The following is an 18,626-nucleotide window of genomic DNA, read 5'->3' on the forward strand; positions in this document are numbered from 1 at the left end:
ATACGAGGCCCGACAAGCGGTTGGCCAAATTTCGTGAATCTTTTTGAGAACTGCCGGTGCTTGGCCGCTTCCCTCAGCCTTTCCATTTTCCGCTTTGTTTGACGGGTTTCGGATCGGCCGCCGCCGGCGTCGACGCAGGCTGGGTTATCGTGATGAAATCCGTCCCCTTGCCGGTCTCGGGGCTGTAGCCGTCGTCGGTGATCGTCAGCGAGGTTCCGTCGCTCAAAAGCGCGTCGATCCGCTCGCGCACGTCTTCAGGGATATCGATCCGATCGAGCGCGCCGGCCGCCGCATCCGGATCATACGGATTGGCTTCGATGGTGATGCCGAGCCGTTTCATGGTCCGTGGCGCCATGCTGTTGGCCAAGGTAACCGTCCGCCATTCGGCGCTTTCCGCGTCGCGATCCACTTTGTCGGCGATGAGGAAATGCGTTCCGAGTGCGCGTTCCGGCTGCCGGATGCCGATCGGTGCCTCGAAGAGCGGCTTGAAATTCTGCCGCACCATGAGCTGTCCCGAGGGCGGCTCCGCCTTGCCTGCGGATCGATAGAGGGCTGTCAGGAACGCCGGCGACAACAGCGGCCCCTTCTGCGGCAGTTCCTTCCAGCGCTTGAAACCTGCGATGGCGGAGCGCGTCTTCGGTCCGGCAACGCCGTCCGGCGTGCCGGCATCGAAGCCGAGCTCCGTCAGCAGCGCCTGCGCGTCGCGCAGGATTTCCCGTTCGCCGCGGCGATGAATGAGAATCCGCAGCGGAGCGGTGTCTTCCTCCTTGGCTTCGGTCTGCTTTGCCTGCCTGCCAGGAGAGGACGGCATGACGTGCATCGCGACCTCTACCGGCCTGGACGGATCGTCGATCCTCGACGGCCGCAATTCGAGATCGGAAACAAGCGCGCCATCCGGCAGGGGCTTGCGCGGCGCAAAGAGCGCCGGATGATCGATGCGGGCCGGCGTAACCGGGGCATCGGAAACGATGACATGCACGCCGCGCCGGGTCATCTTGTAAAGCGATTTGGCGAACATGCCCGGCATGCGGATGCAGCCATGCGAGGCAGGGTAGGAGGGAACCGAGTCGGACTCGTGCAATGCGATGCCGGACCAGGTCAGCCTCTGCATGAAGGGCATCGGGGCGTTCGAATAGATGTTCGACTCGTGATACTTGCGCTTCTCGAGAATGGAGAAGATGCCGCCGGGCGTCTCATGTCCGCTCTTTCCGGTGGAGACACGTGAGGTCGCCACGACCATGTCCCCGTCATAGACGGTCATCGATTGTTTGTTCTTGGAAATGATGATCTGCAGCGTGCGGGCGCCTTCCGCCCACGCCGCATGTGGCAGCATGGCCGCCGAAAGGAGGCCTATCCCGAAGGCGATTTGACGCAACATGTCCCACACCCAGATCAAAACTTTTGCGTGTATATTAGCTGATCTGGTTAAAGGAATGTTTTCCGACAAGTGATCAAAATCGGCGGGCGGTGAGGTTTCCTATCACATTTCATTGATCGCGCCGATGCCTGCCGAACGTGTATCCGGTTTCCACGGCCGCTTTTCCGAATTTGTCGCGCAACCTGTCCATGGCGGCTTCCGCAGCGGCGCGGCGTCCTGCCTGCCGGTCCACGAGATCCGGAGGGTCGGCGCGGACGGGATCGCCGAGATCGGTGACGCCGATGCCGATCAGCCGGAATTTCGTGCCGTCGGTCTCTCGTTCGAGAAGGGTGAGCCCGGTGCGAAATATCCGGTCTGCGAGCTGGGTAGGGTCTTCGAGGCGGCGGTTGCGCGTGCGAGTCTTGAAGTCGGCGCTCTTGAGCTTCAGCACGACCGTCTGTCCGGCGATAGAGTGCTTCTTCAGCCGGGTCGAGACCTTTTCCGAAAGACCGCGCAAGATGGGCACCAGGTCATCATAGCGGGAGATGTCATCGAAGAAGGTCGTCTCGGCCGAAACGCTCTTCGCGGCCTCGTTGGGATGCACGTCGCGATCGTCGATCCCGCGGGAGAGGCGGAAGAGGCGCTGGCCCATAGAGCCGTAGCGGCGCATGAGATCGCTCTCTTCCATGGTTTGCAACTGCCCGATGGTGCGGATGCCGTCCGCCTCGAGCGTCGCATTAAAGGCGCGGCCGACCCCCCAAATGGTGGTGACGGGGCGCGGTGCAAGAAATTCGAGCGCCTCGGCCTTGCCTATTACGGAGAAACCGCGCGGTTTCATGAGGTCGGAAGCGACTTTCGCCAGGAACTTGCAGTAGGAGAGCCCCGCCGAAATGGTGATTCCCAATTCGCTTTCCACGCGCCTTGCGAATTTCGCGAGGATGCGCGCCGGCGGATCGTGGTGAAAACGCTCGGTACCGGAAAGATCCAGAAAGGCCTCATCGATCGAAAGCGGCTGCACGAGCGGGGTCAGGTCCTGCATCATCGCGCGCACCTCGCGCCCGACTTTCACGTATTTCTCCATGTTGGGCCGGATGACGACGGCATCGGGGCACAGTTCCAGCGCCTTGAACATGGGCATGGCCGATCGCACGCCGTTGATACGGGCGATATAGCATGCGGTGGAGACAACCCCTCGTTTTCCGCCGCCGATAATCACCGGTTTGTCGGCAAGTGTGGGATCGTCGCGTTTTTCGATCGTCGCATAGAAGGCGTCGCAATCGATATGGGCGAGGCTGAGCTCGTAGAGTTCGCGATGGTAGACGAGGCGAGGGCTGCCGCATGTGCGGCAGCGGCGCGTCTCCGCCTTCTGCTCGGCAAGGCAGTCACGACAGAAGCCGGGTGTCTTGTCGGGCGCGCTCGTCATGTGGGGAACAAAGATTGAACGGCTGGTACGTTACGCCTAAAGCCGGCGAGTCTCAAGGGCGGCGGCGGCCATGTGTTGGGGATATTTCATTGCCGATGAGCAGGCCGAAACCGGCGTCGCCGCAGTCTCAATACTCTCCCGAATCAAGGCCCGGACGAGAATAATGCCGCCAGGCGGCCGCGACTGCCTCGGGCTTGGTGTCCGTTGCTTCGCAGAACGAAAGCAGCGTCGGCTCGTGGCTCATTACGAAGTCGATCAAGCCGCTGAGAAAACCGGGATCGTTCACCGCGTTGCGCAATTGCGTCGCCTGCAGGCCGGAAAGCGCAAGGAAGCGCCCGAGCATCTCAGGTTCGCCGGCGAGCCAGCCAAGTATCGCTGCCGCAGTTGCCTCCGCGTCGGAAGCATTGCTTCGGGTGTTTCCGGGAGCGCTTCGCATTGCCTTGATCGAATTACCTCTTTTTCAACCAAATGGCGTTAACCTGTCCGCGACAGGACATATGGAATCGGCCTTTCGCGACCATATATGCTGAATGCAGGCGTGCAAGGCTGGATTTAAGGAACGGATCGCCATGCCCAAACGGGTCATGATTGTCGAGGACAACGAGCTGAACATGAAGCTCTTCCGCGATCTGATCGAAGCGTCGGGATATGACACGATCCAGACCCGCAACGGCATGGAAGCGCTCGACCTTGCGCGCAAGCATCGTCCGGACCTGATCCTCATGGATATCCAGCTCCCCGAGGTCTCGGGCCTGGAAGTGACCAAGTGGCTCAAGGAAGACGACGAGCTTCACCTCATTCCGGTGATCGCGGTAACCGCCTTCGCCATGAAGGGCGACGAGGAGCGCATTCGGCAGGGGGGCTGCGAGGCCTATGTCTCCAAACCGATTTCGGTGCCGAAATTCATAGATACCATCAAAACCTATCTGGGCGACGCGTGAGATCGGGGGCGTAGAGCATGACGGCGCGAATATTGGTGGTCGACGATGTTCCCGCGAACGTGAAGCTTCTGGAAGCCCGGCTTCTGGCTGAATATTTCGATGTGCTGACCGCGGCCGATGGCCAGAAGGCGCTGGATATCTGCGAAAATACCCATGTCGATCTCGTCCTGCTCGATATCATGATGCCCGGCATCAGCGGCTTCGAGGTCTGCGAGCGGCTGAAGAACAATGCCCGCACCGCCCATATCCCGGTCGTGATGGTGACGGCGCTGGACCAGCCTTCGGATCGTGTTCGAGGGCTGAAGGCAGGCGCCGACGACTTCCTGACCAAGCCGGTCAACGATCTCCAGCTCGTCTCCCGCGTGAAGAGCCTGGTGCGCCTCAAGACGCTCAGCGATGAGCTGCGTGTTCGCGCCGAGACGGCGCAGAACATGGGCATGGAGGAGATGCTGAAGGCGGGCGACGGGCGGGACGAACCCGGCCAGGTATTGCTGGTGGATGGCCGCGCCAGCTCCCAGGAACGCATCATCAAGGCGCTGAAGCCCGTGGCGAACGTCATGGCCATGTCCGACCCCCAGGCCGCATTGTTTGAGGCTGCGGAGAACCCGGTCGATCTGGTCATCGTCAACGCCAATTTCGAGGATTACGATCCGCTGCGGCTTTGCTCCCAGCTCCGCTCCCTGGAGCGCACGCGCTTCATTCCCGTCCTGCTGGTTACCGATCTCGGCGCCGAGGATATGATTGCCCGCGCGCTCGATCTCGGCGTCAACGACTATATCGTCCGGCCGGTGGATCCGAACGAGCTTGTGGCACGCACAGTCACGCAGATCAGGCGCAAGCGCTACAACGATCGCCTGCGCCAAAGCGTGCGTCAGACCATAGAACTCGCCGTCACGGATGGGCTGACGGGCCTGAACAACCGCCGTTATCTCGATAATCATCTGAAGGTCGTGTTCAACCGGGCGGTAGTACGGGCGAGGCCGCTTTCGGTGTGCATTACCGATATAGACCGTTTCAAGCACGTCAACGACACTTTCGGCCACGATGCCGGCGACGAGGTGTTGAAGGAATTCGCTTCACGGCTCCGTTCGACCGTACGCGGCGCCGATCTCGCCTGCCGCTACGGCGGCGAGGAATTCGTCGTCGTGATGCCGGATACCGACGCTGCTGCTGCGGCGATCATTGCGGAGCGCCTGCGCCATATGATCGAGAGCGAGCCCTTCGTTCTGCGCAGCTCCGGCGTGGTGCTGAACATTACCGCTTCCGTCGGTGTGGCATGCAACACATCGGGCGCCGATACGCCTGAATGGCTTCTGAAACAGGCCGATCGCGCGCTCTATGAGGCCAAGACCAGCGGTCGCAATAGGGTCGTTGCCGCCGCTGCCTGATTTCGGCACGCCTGTGGATAAGGCATGTTGCGGTGCGATCGCGCGAATTTGGTAACGATTGCGTTCATGAATAAAATCGAGAAGTTTATTCAGGTTGTTGCTTGAGACTTAACGGCTTGCTGATATCTTCGAAAATTCATCAAAGCGTGTAAAGTCAATAAAAGTTTTACCTGTGATATATTTCGGGTAATGAACCGCTTCTATCGGGAAGGGGAGGTGGTGTGAATATTTTTTCTGTATCTTCTTTTGAATTAAAATCGGAATGGAAAATTTTATCGTAGTAAAACTGCTGTGTCGCCAAAGCTACTTAGGTCTTCCGGCAAAGCAAGATAGAGATCTGGCTAGTCATTAGCCCCAATTTTAACCAACTCTGGAGGCAAATCGCCCTCCGCATTAAGAATGTGTTGATTTTCTTCCATTTCTGAGCAATTTTGGCCGCAACGCAAAAATGGGTACCCGAATAGGGTCATCTATACCCCATGATGCTCAGGTCCGCCGCATCTCCTGGGTCGTGGGGTCGGTCGACTGGCAGGCATAATAAAAACGGTTCCTCGTGCCGTGATTGCATGCCGGTCGACCCCCAATCAAAGCGCCGCTTCTTCAGGGAGCGGCGCTTTTTCTTTTGGGGCATTCGGAAGGCTATCACCGTGACGGCAAAAGAAAGGGCGCCCGGCCTATGCGGCCTGCGCCCATTGTATGCCGAAGATCAATGATTACTTGATCTTGGTTTCCTTGAACTCGACGTGCTTCTTGACGATCGGGTCGTACTTGGTCTTCGTCATCTTGTCCGTCATCGTACGGCTGTTCTTCGTCGTGACGTAGAAGAAACCTGTATCGGCCGTCGACAGCAGCTTGATCTTGATTGTCGTAGCTTTCGCCATGGTCGTTCTGCCTTTGAGAAAAATGAAGCCGCGGACAGCCGGATGGTGTCCACGGCAAAATCTGGCGCGAAATTACAAATCGCGCCCGAAAAGTCAACTCCGTTTTGGTCTTAAAAACGCGCGACCAACGGAAACAAGCACATAGAAGCCGAAGAAAGCTGCCAACGTCCAGGCAAATCCGTCCTTTCCGGTGACATCGATCGCCGCTCCGATCGCCTGCGGACCGGCGACCGTGCCCACCGCATAGCAGAAGATGAAGGCTGCGTTCGCGGCCACCAGGTCCGGGCCGGTGAGTCTCGATCCGAGATGGGCGAGCCCGACCGTATAGAGCCCGGAGACGCAGCCGCCCCAGAAGAACAGAACCACGGCCATCAAAAGCCAGTTCTCGATCAGGAAGGGCAGGGCGAGCGAACCGACGAGCCCCAGCACCGCCATGGCGGTCAGAAGCGGGCGGCGGTCGCGCAGCCGGTCGGAGTACATGCCGAGCGGGATCTGAAAGGCCATGTTCCCGACGCCCATGACGGTCAGCAGCAGGGCTGCGTGCGATTCGCTGAGCGCGGAGCGCAGGGCATAAATCGGAAAGAGGGAAAGACCGCCCGCGGAAACGGCTCCGAACGCGAAGACAGCGGCGGTCGCCGTTGGAACCAGGAATATGTAGTGCAGGAAATGCCGTTCGGGTTTCGTATCCAGCACCGGGCTTTCGTGCCTGGCGATGAAGATCGGGATGATGGCGAGCAGAATGACGCCGGCCCCCACGAGGAAGGGAAGGATGCCCTCGCTGCCGAGAAGCGAGAAGAGGAGCGGGCCGACCGCAAAGCCGATGGCGAGCACGGTGGCGTAAATGCCGAGCACCAGGCCTCTGCGTCGCGGCGGCGCCGCGTCGTTGATCCAGAATTCAGACAGGATGAAAAGGGTCGTCGTGGCACCATGGAATGCGAAACGCAACGGAAACCACATCCAGAAGGCTTCGGCATAGTAAAACCCGAGCGCGCTCAACGCCGCCAGAACAACGGCGAGCATCATGGTTTTGGCGACGCCGTGGTCATGCGCAAGCTTGGTCGTGATCGGCGCCGCCACCATTGACGCAATGCCTGCCATCGCCGCATTCAGGCCGATCAAGGTCGAAGGGATGCCGCGCTTTTCGAGAATGATGCTGAGAAGCGGCAAGCCCAGGCCGATCGCGATACCGACGGCGCTGATGGCCGAAATCGCGGCGATCAGCGAGGGCCAATGGATTTCCTCGACATGGCCGTTGGCATCGGTCGTCGGCTGGGACATTCAGTAATCCTTACAATCGGGTACGGACGAGTTGCCCATGTCGCGCGGAATAGAAGGGCACCGGGCCGCCAAACGATGGCGAGGGATCTGCTGCCATCAATTCCTTCACCTCGCTCAGCACCTTGCGCGTGATCAGCGGCATGTTCAGGCTGGAAAGATCGGCCATGTCAAGCCAGCGCAGATCCACCAACTCGCTGGAATCCCCCAGATTGGAAAGATCGAGAGACATTTCGTCCAGAAAGCCGAGAAAGAAGCGGGTATCGAAGCGCCGCACGCTTCCGGGTGGCGTGATCGCGCGGGCGACGTAGCGAAGCATCGAAAGGTCGGCCGCCAGCGCATCGATGATCGCCGCACCCGTCTCCTCGCAAAGCTCGCGGATTGCCGCAAGCGCCAGAGCCCTTGCGCCTTTGACGCCCATGCCGCTGCGGCTGCCGACCAGCAGCTTTTCGATGACCAGCGGATGCAGGTCGCTGCGATAGGGCAGGGCGTGGTCGCGCGGGTCGCGCCGCCCGCCGGGAAAGACATAGAGATCCGGCATGAAGACATGACCACTGCCCCGCCGTCCCACAAGAACTTTCGGCGTGTTGGATGAGCGGTCGACCAGGAGAATCGATGCCGCGTCACGCGGACGGACCCCGGCAACGTGCGTGCTTTTTTCCCGCGTCGCTGCGAAAGCCGTGGTTTCCTCCGGTGAAATCTTCATGCAATAGGTCCGCCGCGGCCGGGATCGGCGCTGTCGTCCTCACCGCCGAAGCCGTGCATCCGAAGCGCCCATTGCAGGCCGATCACGCCGCCCTTGATCGGCTGGATGGTGGCGAGCGCGGTAAGCAGGGAAAGCGGCGCCCATATGGCAAGGTGGAGCCACATGGAGAGAGGGAATATGAGGTCCGTCATCATGTAGCCGCCGAGCAGTACGTGGCCGACGACGAAAATGACAAGATAGGGCGGCAGGTCGTCCGCCTGCTGGTGGTGAAGCGCCTCGCCGCAGACGGCACAACGGTCCACAGGCTTCAAGAAGGCGCGGAAAAGCTTGCCAGTCCCGCAATTCGGACAGGTGTTCAGCAGGCCACGCTTGATCGAGCGTCCGAGGGGCCGGTCGCCTGCCTGCGTTCCGCCATAGCGTATCGGCTGCTGGCGTTGTCCCTCCATTCCTATCTCCCGCGGCCGCGGCGTGGCGGCCGCGTGCCGGGTTGCGACGGCCGGCCCCTGGAGCGGTCGCGCCTGCCGGACTTGTGGAACGAGCGTGTCGCTGTCGGCATCTTGCGGCCTTCGCTCAGCATCTCGAAACGCAGCGCGCCGGCAAGCGGCACGGCTTCCGCCAGCCTGACGTCGACGCTGTCTCCGAGCTGGTAGCCCAGACCGGTTTTTTCGCCGGATAGGGCCTGATGGGCTTCGTCATAAATGAAATAATCCTGTCCGAGCGTGGAGATGGGCACGAAGCCATCCGCACCATAGACCGGCAATGTGACAAAAAGGCCGGCCTTTGTGACACCCGATACGCGGCCCTCGAATTCTTCTCCGATCCGTTCGGAAAGGTGATGGGCGATCAGCCGGTTGATGGTGTCCCGCTCGGCGGCCATGGCCCTGCGCTCGAAGGTGGAGATTTCCGCGGCTATGTCGTCGAGTGCGGCTTCCTCGTCCGGCGTTATGCCGCCTTCGCCGAGACCGAGCGAACCGACGAGCGCGCGGTGCACGATCAGGTCGGCATAGCGGCGAATCGGCGAAGTGARGTGCGCATACTTCATCAGGTTGAGGCCGAAGTGCCCAATATTCTCCGGGCTGTAGATCGCCTGGCTCTGGGAGCGCAGCACCATTTCATTGACCATGGTCTGGTGGGGCGTATCGAGCGCCTTGGCGAGGATGCCGTTGAAGGAATTGGCGCGCAGCTGCCCGCCCTTGGCCATCGGAATGCCGATGGTGGCGAGGAATTCCCGTAGCGTTTCCTGTTTGGAAAGCGCCGGCGCGTCATGCACGCGGTAGACCAGCGGCTGGCGCTTCTTCTCCAGTGTTTCGGCGGCGGCGACATTCGCCTGGATCATCATCTCTTCGATGAGCTTGTGGGCGTCCAGCCGGTCCGGAATGTGGACCCGGTCGACCGTGCCGTCCGGCTTCAGGATGATCTTGCGCTCCGGCATGTCGAGCTCGAGCGGCTGGCGTCGGTCGCGACCACGCTTGAGGACGGAATAGGCGTGCCACAGCGGCTTCAGGATCGGTTCGAGCAGGGGCGCCGCCTTGTCATCCGGCTTGCCGTCGATCGCTGCCTGCGCCTGTTGATAGGAAAGCTTGGCCGCACTCTTCATCATCACGCGATGGAAGGTGTGGCCTGCCTTGCGTCCTTCCTTCGAGAAGACCATGCGGACGGCGAGCGCGGGACGATCCTCGCCTTCGCGCAGCGAGCAGAGGTCGTTCGATATGCGCTCCGGCAGCATCGGCACGACGCGATCGGGGAAATAGACGGAATTGCCGCGTTTCAAAGCCTCGCGGTCGAGCGGTGAGCCTGGCCGGATATACCAAGAGACATCCGCGATGGCGACCGTGACGATCACACCGTCCGGATTGTCGGGCGAGGGATCGAGTTCCGCATAGACCGCATCGTCATGATCCTTGGCATCGGCCGGATCGATGGTGATGAGCGGCACATCGCGCCAGTCCTCGCGCTTGGACATGCTGGCCGGCTTGGCGGATTCGGCCTCGTCGAGCACGGCTTTCGGGAAGACGTGCGGAATACCGTGGGCGTAGATCGCGATCATCGAGATCGCCTTTTCCGAGGCGACCGAGCCGATGACGGAAAGAACCCGTGCGCGCTGCAGGCCGTAGCGGCTGGAGCGGACGGTTTCCGCCTCGACGAGATCGCCGTCCTTGGCTTCGCCCAATCCATCTGCCTCGATCACCATCTCCTCGCCGCGGCGATCGATGGGAAGCAACCGGATTTCATGTTCGAGCTTGCGCACGACGCCGAGGGAGGCGCCTCGCCGCCTGTCGATGATCTTGATGACGCGTGCTGTATAGGCGGGGCCGGTCCGGTCCTTGTTGACGAAGATCTTGGCCAGGATACGGTCGTTGAGGCCGGCGGCCGGCGTCTTGCCTTTGCCCCGGTTCTCCGAGGATTGGCGGATGAGGACTGCCGGTGCCGCACCCTGGTCTTCCGGCCATTCCGCCGGTCGCCCGATCAGTTCGCCATCCTTGTCGCGGGTGGTGATGTCGAGCACGGTGACCGGGGGCAGGGCGCCTGGACGAGCAAGTGATTTGCGGCTTTTGGTGAGAAGCCCTTCATCCTCAAGCGTGCGCAGGAGGTCTTTCAGCTCCACGCGGGCTTCACCCTTCAGACCGAAAGCCTTGGCGATTTCGCGCTTGGAAGCCCGATCCGGATTGWCGGCGATGAATTCGAGGAGGATCTCGCGCGGTGGAACGGCGCCATGGATGATGACAGGCTTTTCTGCGGAAGGAGCCTTCTTTCCGCGTCTGTCTGCCTGTCTTGTTCTCTCGCGCGGTTCTCTCACGTTCCCGTCTTCTTTGCCTTGGCCGTGGTTTTCTTCGCTGCGGTCTTGGGCCTGGCCGCGGCTTTCTTGGTATCGCTACCAGCCTTCGCTGCCGCCTTCTTCGGCTTGGCCTTGCCGGAGGAGGCCTTGCCGCCCTTTTCGACGATCAGGGCGAGTGCCTGTTCCATGGTCACGGATTGCGGGTCCATGCCCTTAGGGAGCGTCGCATTCAACTTGCCCCAGTTGACATAGGGGCCGTATCGCCCGTCTCGAACGGTGATGGTACCTCCGTCCGGATGATCGCCCAACTCCTTGAGCGCGGCCGGCGTTCCGCGTGTGCGGCCACCCGGGCCCTTGCTCTGCTTTTCGGCGAGGACGGTCACGGCACGGTTGAGGCCGATGGAAAAGACGTCCTCTATGCTTTCGAGATTGGCATAGGTGCCGTCATGCAGCAGGAAGGGGCCATACCGGCCGAGCCCGGCGGAGATCATCTTGCCCGATTCAGGGTGCTTGCCCACGTCGCGCGGCAGGTTGATGAGCGCGAGCGCCTTTTCGTGATCGATATCCTCCGGTTTCCAGCCCTTGGGCAGCGACGAACGCTTGGCATCCTTGCCTTCGCCGCGCTGGATGTAGGGTCCGAAGCGGCCGGAACGGAGCGTGAGCTGCTCCCCGGTATGCGGATCGGCGCCGAGCGCCTTCGGTTCGTTGAGCCCGTTTGCTTCAGCTTCCGCGCCGCCTTCCGAAGAAAGCTGGYGGGTGTAGTTGCATTCCGGATAGTTGGAGCATCCGACGAATGCGCCGTATTTGCCGAGCTTGAGGGACAGGTTGCCGGTGCCGCAAACCTGGCAGATGCGCGGGTCGCTGCCGTCCTCGCGCTTCGGGAAAACCAGCGGCGCGAGCGCTTCGTTGAGCGCGTCGAGCACGTTGGTGACGCGCAGTTCCTTGGTGTCCTCGATCTGAGCGAAGAAATCCTGCCAGAACTCGCGAAGCACCTGTTTCCAGTCGAGTTCGCCGGCGGAGATCTTGTCGAGCTTTTCCTCGAGGTCTGCCGTGAAATCGTATTCCACATACTTGGTGAAGAAGCTTTCGAGGAAGGCTGTGACCAGCCGCCCCTTCGCCTCCGGGATCAGCTTGCGCTTCTCCGTCGTCACGTATTCGCGGTCGCTGAGTGTCTTCAGCGTGGCGGCATAGGTGGAGGGGCGGCCAATGCCGAGCTCTTCCATCTTTTTGATCAGCGAGGCTTCCGAATAGCGCGGCGGAGGCTCGGTGAAATGCTGGCTCGCATCGACCTTCTGCTTGTCGAGCTTTTCGCGCGTGTTGATCTCGGGAAGGCGGCCATCCTCCTCGTCGTCTTCGCCCTTGTCGGCATCTTCGCGGCTGTCGACATAGGCTGCGAGGAAGCCATCGAAGCGAACGACGGAACCTACCGCACGCAAGCCGGCCTTCTGCCCGGCTTTATCGGCGAGGATTTCGACTGTCGTGCGCTCCATTTCGGCAGACGCCATCTGGCTCGCGATGCCGCGCTTCCAGATGAGTTCGTAGAGCCGTGCCTGGTCGGCGTCGAGATAGCGGCGCACCTTGTCCGGCGAGCGGTTGAAATCGGTCGGCCGGATTGCCTCGTGGGCTTCCTGGGCATTCTTCGCCTTGGTGGAATAGAAGCGTGCCTTTTCCGGCAGGTAGCGATCGCCGAACTGCTCGCCGATGGCGCGGCGGGCGCCGTCGATCGCCTCCGGCGCCATCTGCACGCCATCGGTACGCATATAGGTGATGAGACCAACCGTCTCGCCGCCGATATCCACGCCCTCATAAAGCTTCTGCGCCACTTGCATGGTGCGCGAGGCATTGAAGCCGAGATTGGAGGAGGCTGCCTGCTGTAGCGTCGAGGTGGTGAAGGGCGGGCCGGGATTGCGCTTGACGGGTTTGGCCTCGACCGATTCCACCGTATAGGCGGCACCCTCGAGCAGTGCCTTCAGACGATTGGCATCCTCGCCGTTCTTGATCGAACGGTTCTGCAGCCGCTTGCCGTCGGCCGAGACGAGGCGTGCTTCGAAATCATCGCCGCGGGGCGTGCGCAGGAGCACGGAAAGGTTCCAGTATTCCTCTGAAACGAACCGCTCGATTTCCGACTCGCGGTCGCAGACGAGCCTGAGCGCGACCGACTGCACCCGACCGGCGGAACGGGCTCCCGGCAGCTTGCGCCAGAGCACGGGCGACAGATTGAAGCCGACCAGATAATCCAGCGCGCGGCGGGCGAGATAGGCGTCCACCAGCGGCACGTCTATGTTGCGCGGATTGGCCATCGCATCCAGCACCGCCTTCTTGGTGATGGCGTTGAAGACGACGCGCTTCACCGGCTTGTCGCCGAGAACCCGCCGCTTCTTCAAAAGATCCAGCACGTGCCAGGAAATGGCTTCGCCCTCGCGATCCGGGTCGGTAGCGAGAAAGAGGCCGTCCGAGCCTTTCACAGCATCGGCGATATCCTTGATGCGCTTTTGCGAGGCGCCATCAACCTCCCAGGACATTTCGAAGTCCTGGTCGGGAAGCACCGAACCGTCCTTGGCGGGAAGATCGCGCACATGGCCGAAGGATGCGAGAACCTTGTAGCCCGGGCCGAGGTACTTGTTGATCGTTTTGGCCTTGGCGGGAGATTCTACTACGACAACATTCATCTTGCTTCTCTGCAATAAAGAGGCCTCGCCCGGAATGCTTGTGCACCGAGCAAAAATCTGACCTCCCGACATGGAGGGCGTTTTCGTCGCGGTCAAGGGGGCCCGCAAATTATAAGATGCAACGATATACATCCTATTGGTGTATTTTTTGATGATTGCAATCTAAAATAAATGGAATATTCTCGTTATGACGTTCACTCGTGTGGTAACGAGTTCGGCCGCACAATGTCCGAGAGGAGCGAGGCATGATTCCCGACGCGAATAAAAAGGACTATCGCCAGGAGAAGACGCGGGAAATTAAGGAAGAGAGAGGCGGAAGTAAGGAGCCGGCGCGGGAAAATATCATCTATATCCGCGATATGCTGAAACAGCTCCGGAATCTCGCAGAGGGAGAAGATATGCTGTGCTATCTCATCGAGATGGCATATGTCGAGGCTGGAGATCTGCAGGCGGGCCGGCGTCTYCATTCAGGATGAGCCGCAATTCACTCCGGGAAGGGGCGTCTGGCATCCAACTGATATCAGGACTTCAGGAGCGTCGTGCGAATTTTATCGAGGGCTTCGTCCTGATCGGCTCCATAGGGAAGTACGCCCTTCAAGCGGCCGTCCGCCCCGACGAGGAAAAGCGAAAGTGTGTGATCCATGCTGTAGCCGCCGCTTCCGTCCGGCACTTTCTCCGCGTGTACCCGCCAGCCATCGACCACTTTGCGCATTTCCTCTGGCTCGCCGGTAAAGCCGGTGATGCGATCGGTGAAAGCGGTCACATAGCCATTCACTACCTCCTGGTTGTCGCGCTCGGGGTCGATGGTGAAGAAATAGCCCTTGAGTTCCTTTCCTTCGTCGCCAAGCCGTTCGAAGAGCCCCGCCATTTCATAGAGCGTGGTGGGGCACGCGACCGGGCAATGGGTATAGCCGAAATAGACGAGAGAAGGTTGGCCCTTGAAAAGGCCCTGGTCCGCTGGACGGCCAAGATGATCGGTCAGATGAAACTCCGCGCTGAAGTGCCCCGTCCGCGGTTCGCTCGCATAAATCCACATCATGAGCGCCGAAAGCGCGAAAACGACAGTCGCGGCGGCGATCGTGGCGGCGGCTGCAAGTCGGTTGGCGAACATCGTTTTTCCTCGCTGAATTGACCGCCGTCAACTAAGCGAGTGATCGGAAGTCGCTCAATGCGGCAATTCAACCCATCGCCAGCGAGACCATCCCGCCGGGGTGGCGGTGCAGCCGTCCCGCAAGGTCCAATTCCAGCAGAACCAGATAGACCGAAGCCGCCGGAAGGCCGGTATGCCGAATGATATCGTCGATTTCGACGGGAGTCGGGCCGAGCGCGGCGGCGATGGTGGCGCGGGCATCATCGTCGGGTGGCGGCAACATGTCGCTCCCGTCTTCGCTGTCAGGTTCCTCCGCCGAGGGAGCGGAAAAGAAATCCAATTGCGCAAGCGGCGCTAGCGCCTCCAGCACATCCGCCGAGTTTGTGGTGACGGTCGCGCCTTGCTTCAGGAGATTGTTCGTGCCTTCGCACCGCGGATCGAGCGGTGATCCCGGCACGGCGAAGACGAGGCGGCCGAAATCGCCTGCAAGGCGCGCCGTGATCAGCGAGCCGGAACGTTCCGCCGCTTCCACTACCACGACCCCGAGTGAAATGCCCGCGATCAGCCGGTTCCGCCTTGGAAAATCGCGGGCGCGAGGCTCCCAGCCGAAGGGCATCTCGCTGACGGCGAGGCCTGCGCCTGACGTGATCTCTTGGAGAAGAGGAACGTTTTCCGGCGGGTAGGGCTGGTCGAGCCCGCCGGCAAGAACCGCGATGGTGCCGGTTTCCAGACTGGCGCGATGGGCGGCCGTGTCGATGCCACGGGCGAGCCCCGACGTCACCGTGTAGCCCGCGCGGCCTGCGTCCCGCGCGATCATCGCTGCGAACTTCGAGCCGCTGATCGAGGCATTGCGGGAACCGACGATGCCGACCGAAGGCCTTGTCGCGACGCCTAGATCGCCTTTCGCGGCGATCAGCGGCGGCGCCCCTTCGATTTGACGCAGCGCAGGCGGATAATCCGGCTCTCCGATGCCGATGAAGCGCGCACCGTGCCGGGTAGCCCTCTCCAGCTCGCGCTCGGCCTCCTCGACCGTTGCGATGCGGATCGCGCGCGATGCGCCGCCGCGTGCGGACAGTTCCGGCAGCATGGAAAGGGCGTTCTCCGCCGAGCCGCAGTGATTGATGAGTTCCCTGAACGTGACCGGGCCAACATTGTCGGAGCGGATCAGCCTGAGCCAGGCGATCCTTTGCCTATCCGTCAGCGCAATTCCCGCCCGCCTCGCGCCGCCGTCCGGCATTGCCTATCCTTTTTGGCCGATCTTGCTTTCTGTGCCGGCGATCAGCCGCTTGATGTTGGCTTCGTGTTTCCACCAGGAGATTACGGTCATGACTGCCATGACGAGCGCAACCTTATGGTCGCCTACAAACCACAATACAACCGGAATGACAAGCGTCGCAACCAAGGCGGATAGCGACGAATACTTGCTGATCTTGGCAACCGCCAGCCACACGGCGGCGAAGATGAGGACCATCAGCGGCGCCACGCCGAGAAGCATGCCGATATAGGTAGCGACACCCTTTCCGCCCTTGAAACCGAGCCAGACTGGGAAGAGATGGCCGAGGAAGGCGGCGAAGCCCGCAAGCAATCCGCCCTCGGGGCCCCAGATGTAGACGCCGATGAGCGCCGCGGCGGTCGCCTTCAAAGCATCGAGCAGCAAAGTCGCCGCGGCGAGCTTCCTGTTACCGGTTCGAAGCACGTTGGTGGCGCCGATATTGCCCGAACCGATCGAGCGAATATCGCCGAGGCCTGCCATGCGGGTGAGGATCAGGCCGAAAGGGATGGAGCCCAGCAGATAGCCCAGCACGAGCGCCGCAAGTGCGATGGGCAGAGTGATCTGCCAGTTGAAAAGCTCACTCACGCGTTTTCCCTCTTAAACCGAGTAGACGCACCTGCCGGCCACGTATGTCGCCACCGCGCGGCCTGAAAAACGAGCATCCTCGAAGGGTGTGTTCTTCGAGCGCGACAGAAGCATATCCTTCGAAACGATCCAAGGCTCGTCCAGGTCGATCAGCGTAATATCCGCCCTCGCGCCGGGTTTCAGCGTGCCGGCGTCAAGCCCGAATATCTGTGCGGGACGCGTCGACATGGCGTCGATCAGCCTCATGAGCGGCACCTGTCCGCTGTGATGCAGGCGAAGGGCTGCCGCCAGCATGGTCTCAAGTCCGATCGCGCCGTCGGCGGCGTCAGCGAAGGGGAGCCGCTTGGTATCGACGTCCTGGGGATCGTGCGAGGAGACGATGATGTCGATCGTGCCGTCGGCAAGCGCATCGACCATGGCAACGCGGTCGTCTTCCGTGCGGAGCGGCGGCGAGAGCTTGAAGAAGGTGCGGTATTCGCCGATGTCGTTCTCGTTGAGCGACAGGTGGTTGATGGAGATCCCGCAGGTGACGTTGGCACCACGCGAACGGGCGACGCGCATGGCGTCCGCCGATTCCGGCACGGAGATCTTCGCTGCGTGATATTTGCCGCGCGTCAGCCCCGCGATGCGCAGGTCTCTCTCCAGCGGGATGATCTCGGCTTCCTTCGGCACACCGGACAAGCCGAGCCAGCTCGCGAACAAGCCTTCGTTCATCACCCCGTTGCCGAGGTATTTTTCGCGCAGTTCCAGCGAGATGACGGTGTCGAATTCGCGCGCATAGGTCATCGCGCGGCGCAGGATCAGCGTATCGGAAAGGCCGCTTCGTCCATTGGTGAAGGCGACTGCGCCCGCTTCTTGCAGGAGGCCGATCTCGGTCATCTCCTCGCCGGCAAGCCCCTTAGTGAGCGCCGCCGCGGGGTGGACGTTGACGATCGCCTTGTGGCGCGCGGTGTTCTGCACGAACTCCACCAGCGCGATATCGTCGAGCACGGGATCGGTATCCGGCATCATGATGAAGGAGGTGACGCCGCCGGCCGCCGCCGCGCGGCTTGCCGATTCGATCGTTTCGCGATGCTCGGCGCCCGGTTCTCCGACATAGACGCGCGCATCGACAAGGCCGGGAACGGCGACGAGGCCCTTGCAGTCCTTGACTGTCGCTCCTTCCGGGACGCCTTGGTTCTGCGCGTCCTTGCCGGCTGCGAGAATGCGCCCGTCGGCTCCGATGACGATCGTGCCGGCCTCGTCGAGATTGCGGGAAGGGTCGATGATCCGAAGGTTCTTGAGAACGGTAGGGCCGGTCATGCGCGTTCTCCCTGATTGTGAGAGAGGAGCAGGGTTTCCATGACCGCCATGCGCACCGCAACCCCCATTTCCACCTGTTCGGCAATCACGCTCTGCGGTCCGTCCGCAACGTCAGAGGCGATCTCGACCCCCCGGTTCATAGGGCCGGGATGCATGACCAGGGCATCGTCCTTCGCGGCCTTCAACTTTTCGGCGTCGAGGCCGTAGAAATGGAAATACTCGCGCACCGAAGGCACGAAGGCACCCGACATGCGCTCCCGTTGCAGGCGCAGCATCATCACCACGTCGGCGTCCCTCAGGCCTTCTTCCATGGAATGGAAGACTTCGACGCCCATTTGGGCGATGCCGGAGGGCAGAAGCGTCGCGGGCGCCACGACGCGCACCCGCGCGCCCATGGCGTTGAGAAGCAGGATGTTGGAGCGCGCGACGCGCGAATGCAGCACGTCGCCGCAGATCGCCACGATGATGCGCGAGAGCTTGCCCTTGGCGCGGCGGATCGTCAGAGCGTCGAGCAGCGCCTGGGTCGGATGCTCGTGCTGGCCGTCGCCGGCGTTCACCACCGAACAGGTGACCTTCTGGGCGAGCAGGGCGGCCGCGCCGGCCGAAGAGTGACGCAGAACCAGCACGTCCGGCCGCATGGCGTTCAGCGTCATCGCCGTGTCGATCAGCGTCTCGCCCTTCTTCACCGAGGAATTGCCGACCGACATGTTCATCACATCGGCACCGAGGCGTTTTCCGGCGAGTTCGAAGGAGGATTGGGTACGAGTGGAAGCTTCGAAGAACAGATTGATCTGCGTGAGGCCCCGGAGGGTAGAGGTTTTCTTCTCGCGCTGGCGACTGATCTTTACCGCTTCGTCGGCTTTATCGAGAAGGAAGGTGATATCCTGTTCGGTGAGACCCTTGATGCCGAGAAGATGGCGGTGAGGGAAGAAGACCATGGACACGTCTCCGCTTGCGTTC

The 18,626-nt window shown here is 61.4% G+C and carries 17 protein-coding genes; 3 read left to right on the forward strand and 14 right to left on the reverse strand.

Features of this window, described 5'->3' with window-relative positions:
* Nucleotides 1-73 precede the first annotated feature (73 nt).
* From LCM4573_RS23015 to LCM4573_RS23025, 3 genes are all read right to left on the reverse strand, one after another.
* Nucleotides 74-1,378: a L,D-transpeptidase family protein gene (locus tag LCM4573_RS23015; protein WP_071008747.1), complete on the reverse strand. Its 1,305-nt coding sequence runs from the start codon at nt 1,376-1,378 to the stop codon at nt 74-76.
* A gap of 109 nt (nt 1,379-1,487) precedes the next feature.
* Nucleotides 1,488-2,780 carry a DNA polymerase IV gene (locus LCM4573_RS23020; RefSeq protein WP_071008749.1) on the reverse strand — a complete coding sequence of 431 codons (1,293 nt, stop codon included), beginning with the start codon at nt 2,778-2,780 and terminating at the stop codon, nt 1,488-1,490.
* A 127-nt stretch (nt 2,781-2,907) separates the two neighbouring features.
* Complete coding sequence (locus LCM4573_RS23025) at nt 2,908-3,216, reverse strand: DUF3572 domain-containing protein (RefSeq protein WP_071008751.1); 309 nt, start codon at nt 3,214-3,216, stop codon at nt 2,908-2,910.
* Nucleotides 3,217-3,349: 133 nt separating this feature from the next.
* Between LCM4573_RS23025 and LCM4573_RS23030 the strand changes: the two genes are divergently transcribed.
* A complete protein-coding gene (locus tag LCM4573_RS23030; protein ID WP_071008753.1) occupies nt 3,350-3,721 on the forward strand; it encodes a response regulator in 372 nt (123 codons plus the stop codon).
* A 17-nt stretch (nt 3,722-3,738) separates the two neighbouring features.
* Nucleotides 3,739-5,109 carry a PleD family two-component system response regulator gene (locus tag LCM4573_RS23035; RefSeq protein ID WP_071008755.1) on the forward strand — a complete coding sequence of 457 codons (1,371 nt, stop codon included), beginning with the start codon at nt 3,739-3,741 and terminating at the stop codon, nt 5,107-5,109.
* A gap of 713 nt (nt 5,110-5,822) precedes the next feature.
* Here LCM4573_RS23035 and rpmG read toward each other — a convergent pair.
* From rpmG to topA, 6 genes are all read right to left on the reverse strand, one after another.
* Nucleotides 5,823-5,990 (reverse strand): 50S ribosomal protein L33, encoded by a 168-nt coding sequence (gene rpmG / locus LCM4573_RS23040; RefSeq protein ID WP_046792751.1) that lies wholly within the window; start codon nt 5,988-5,990, stop codon nt 5,823-5,825.
* Nucleotides 5,991-6,083: 93 nt separating this feature from the next.
* On the reverse strand, nt 6,084-7,268 hold the full coding sequence (locus LCM4573_RS23045; protein WP_071008757.1) for an MFS transporter: 1,185 nt from the start codon (nt 7,266-7,268) through the stop codon (nt 6,084-6,086).
* Nucleotides 7,269-7,278: 10 nt separating this feature from the next.
* Nucleotides 7,279-7,971, reverse strand: a complete 693-nt coding sequence (locus LCM4573_RS23050) for an NUDIX domain-containing protein (protein ID WP_071008759.1) — start codon at nt 7,969-7,971, stop codon at nt 7,279-7,281.
* On the reverse strand, nt 7,968-8,417 hold the full coding sequence (locus LCM4573_RS23055; RefSeq protein WP_071008761.1) for a DUF983 domain-containing protein: 450 nt from the start codon (nt 8,415-8,417) through the stop codon (nt 7,968-7,970). The genes LCM4573_RS23050 and LCM4573_RS23055 overlap by 4 nt, the downstream gene beginning before the upstream one ends.
* A gap of 2 nt (nt 8,418-8,419) precedes the next feature.
* Nucleotides 8,420-10,768, reverse strand: coding sequence for a ribonuclease R (gene rnr, locus LCM4573_RS23060; protein ID WP_071008762.1), 2,349 nt, complete (start codon nt 10,766-10,768; stop codon nt 8,420-8,422).
* Entirely contained in the window at nt 10,765-13,416 is a 2,652-nt protein-coding gene (gene topA / locus LCM4573_RS23065; RefSeq protein WP_071008764.1) for a type I DNA topoisomerase, read from the reverse strand. Before topA ends, rnr begins: the two co-directional genes overlap by 4 nt.
* 245 nt (nt 13,417-13,661) lie before the next feature.
* Between topA and LCM4573_RS23070 the strand changes: the two genes are divergently transcribed.
* Nucleotides 13,662-13,892: a hypothetical protein gene (locus LCM4573_RS23070; RefSeq protein ID WP_071008766.1), complete on the forward strand. Its 231-nt coding sequence runs from the start codon at nt 13,662-13,664 to the stop codon at nt 13,890-13,892.
* 44 nt (nt 13,893-13,936) lie between these two features.
* Here LCM4573_RS23070 and LCM4573_RS23075 read toward each other — a convergent pair whose 3' ends face one another.
* The 5 genes from LCM4573_RS23075 to LCM4573_RS23095 form a co-directional block, all read right to left on the reverse strand.
* A complete protein-coding gene (locus tag LCM4573_RS23075; protein ID WP_071008767.1) occupies nt 13,937-14,527 on the reverse strand; it encodes an SCO family protein in 591 nt (196 codons plus the stop codon).
* Between the two features lie 67 nt (nt 14,528-14,594).
* Entirely contained in the window at nt 14,595-15,743 is a 1,149-nt protein-coding gene (gene dprA / locus LCM4573_RS23080) for a DNA-processing protein DprA (RefSeq protein ID WP_071008769.1), read from the reverse strand.
* Between the two features lie 3 nt (nt 15,744-15,746).
* A complete protein-coding gene (gene plsY, locus LCM4573_RS23085) occupies nt 15,747-16,364 on the reverse strand; it encodes a glycerol-3-phosphate 1-O-acyltransferase PlsY (RefSeq protein ID WP_071008771.1) in 618 nt (205 codons plus the stop codon).
* 12 nt (nt 16,365-16,376) lie between these two features.
* Entirely contained in the window at nt 16,377-17,666 is a 1,290-nt protein-coding gene (locus LCM4573_RS23090; protein WP_071008773.1) for a dihydroorotase, read from the reverse strand.
* The gene (locus LCM4573_RS23095; RefSeq protein WP_071008775.1) at nt 17,663-18,604 is read right to left on the reverse strand and encodes an aspartate carbamoyltransferase catalytic subunit; all 942 of its coding nucleotides are present in this window, start codon (nt 18,602-18,604) and stop codon (nt 17,663-17,665) included. Before LCM4573_RS23095 ends, LCM4573_RS23090 begins: the two co-directional genes overlap by 4 nt.
* Between the last annotated feature and the right edge of the window lie 22 nt (nt 18,605-18,626).

Origin of the sequence: Rhizobium sp. LCM 4573, from assembly GCF_001854865.1 — a bacterium.
In the GTDB taxonomy this organism is placed as follows: Bacteria; Pseudomonadota; Alphaproteobacteria; order Rhizobiales; family Rhizobiaceae; genus Neorhizobium.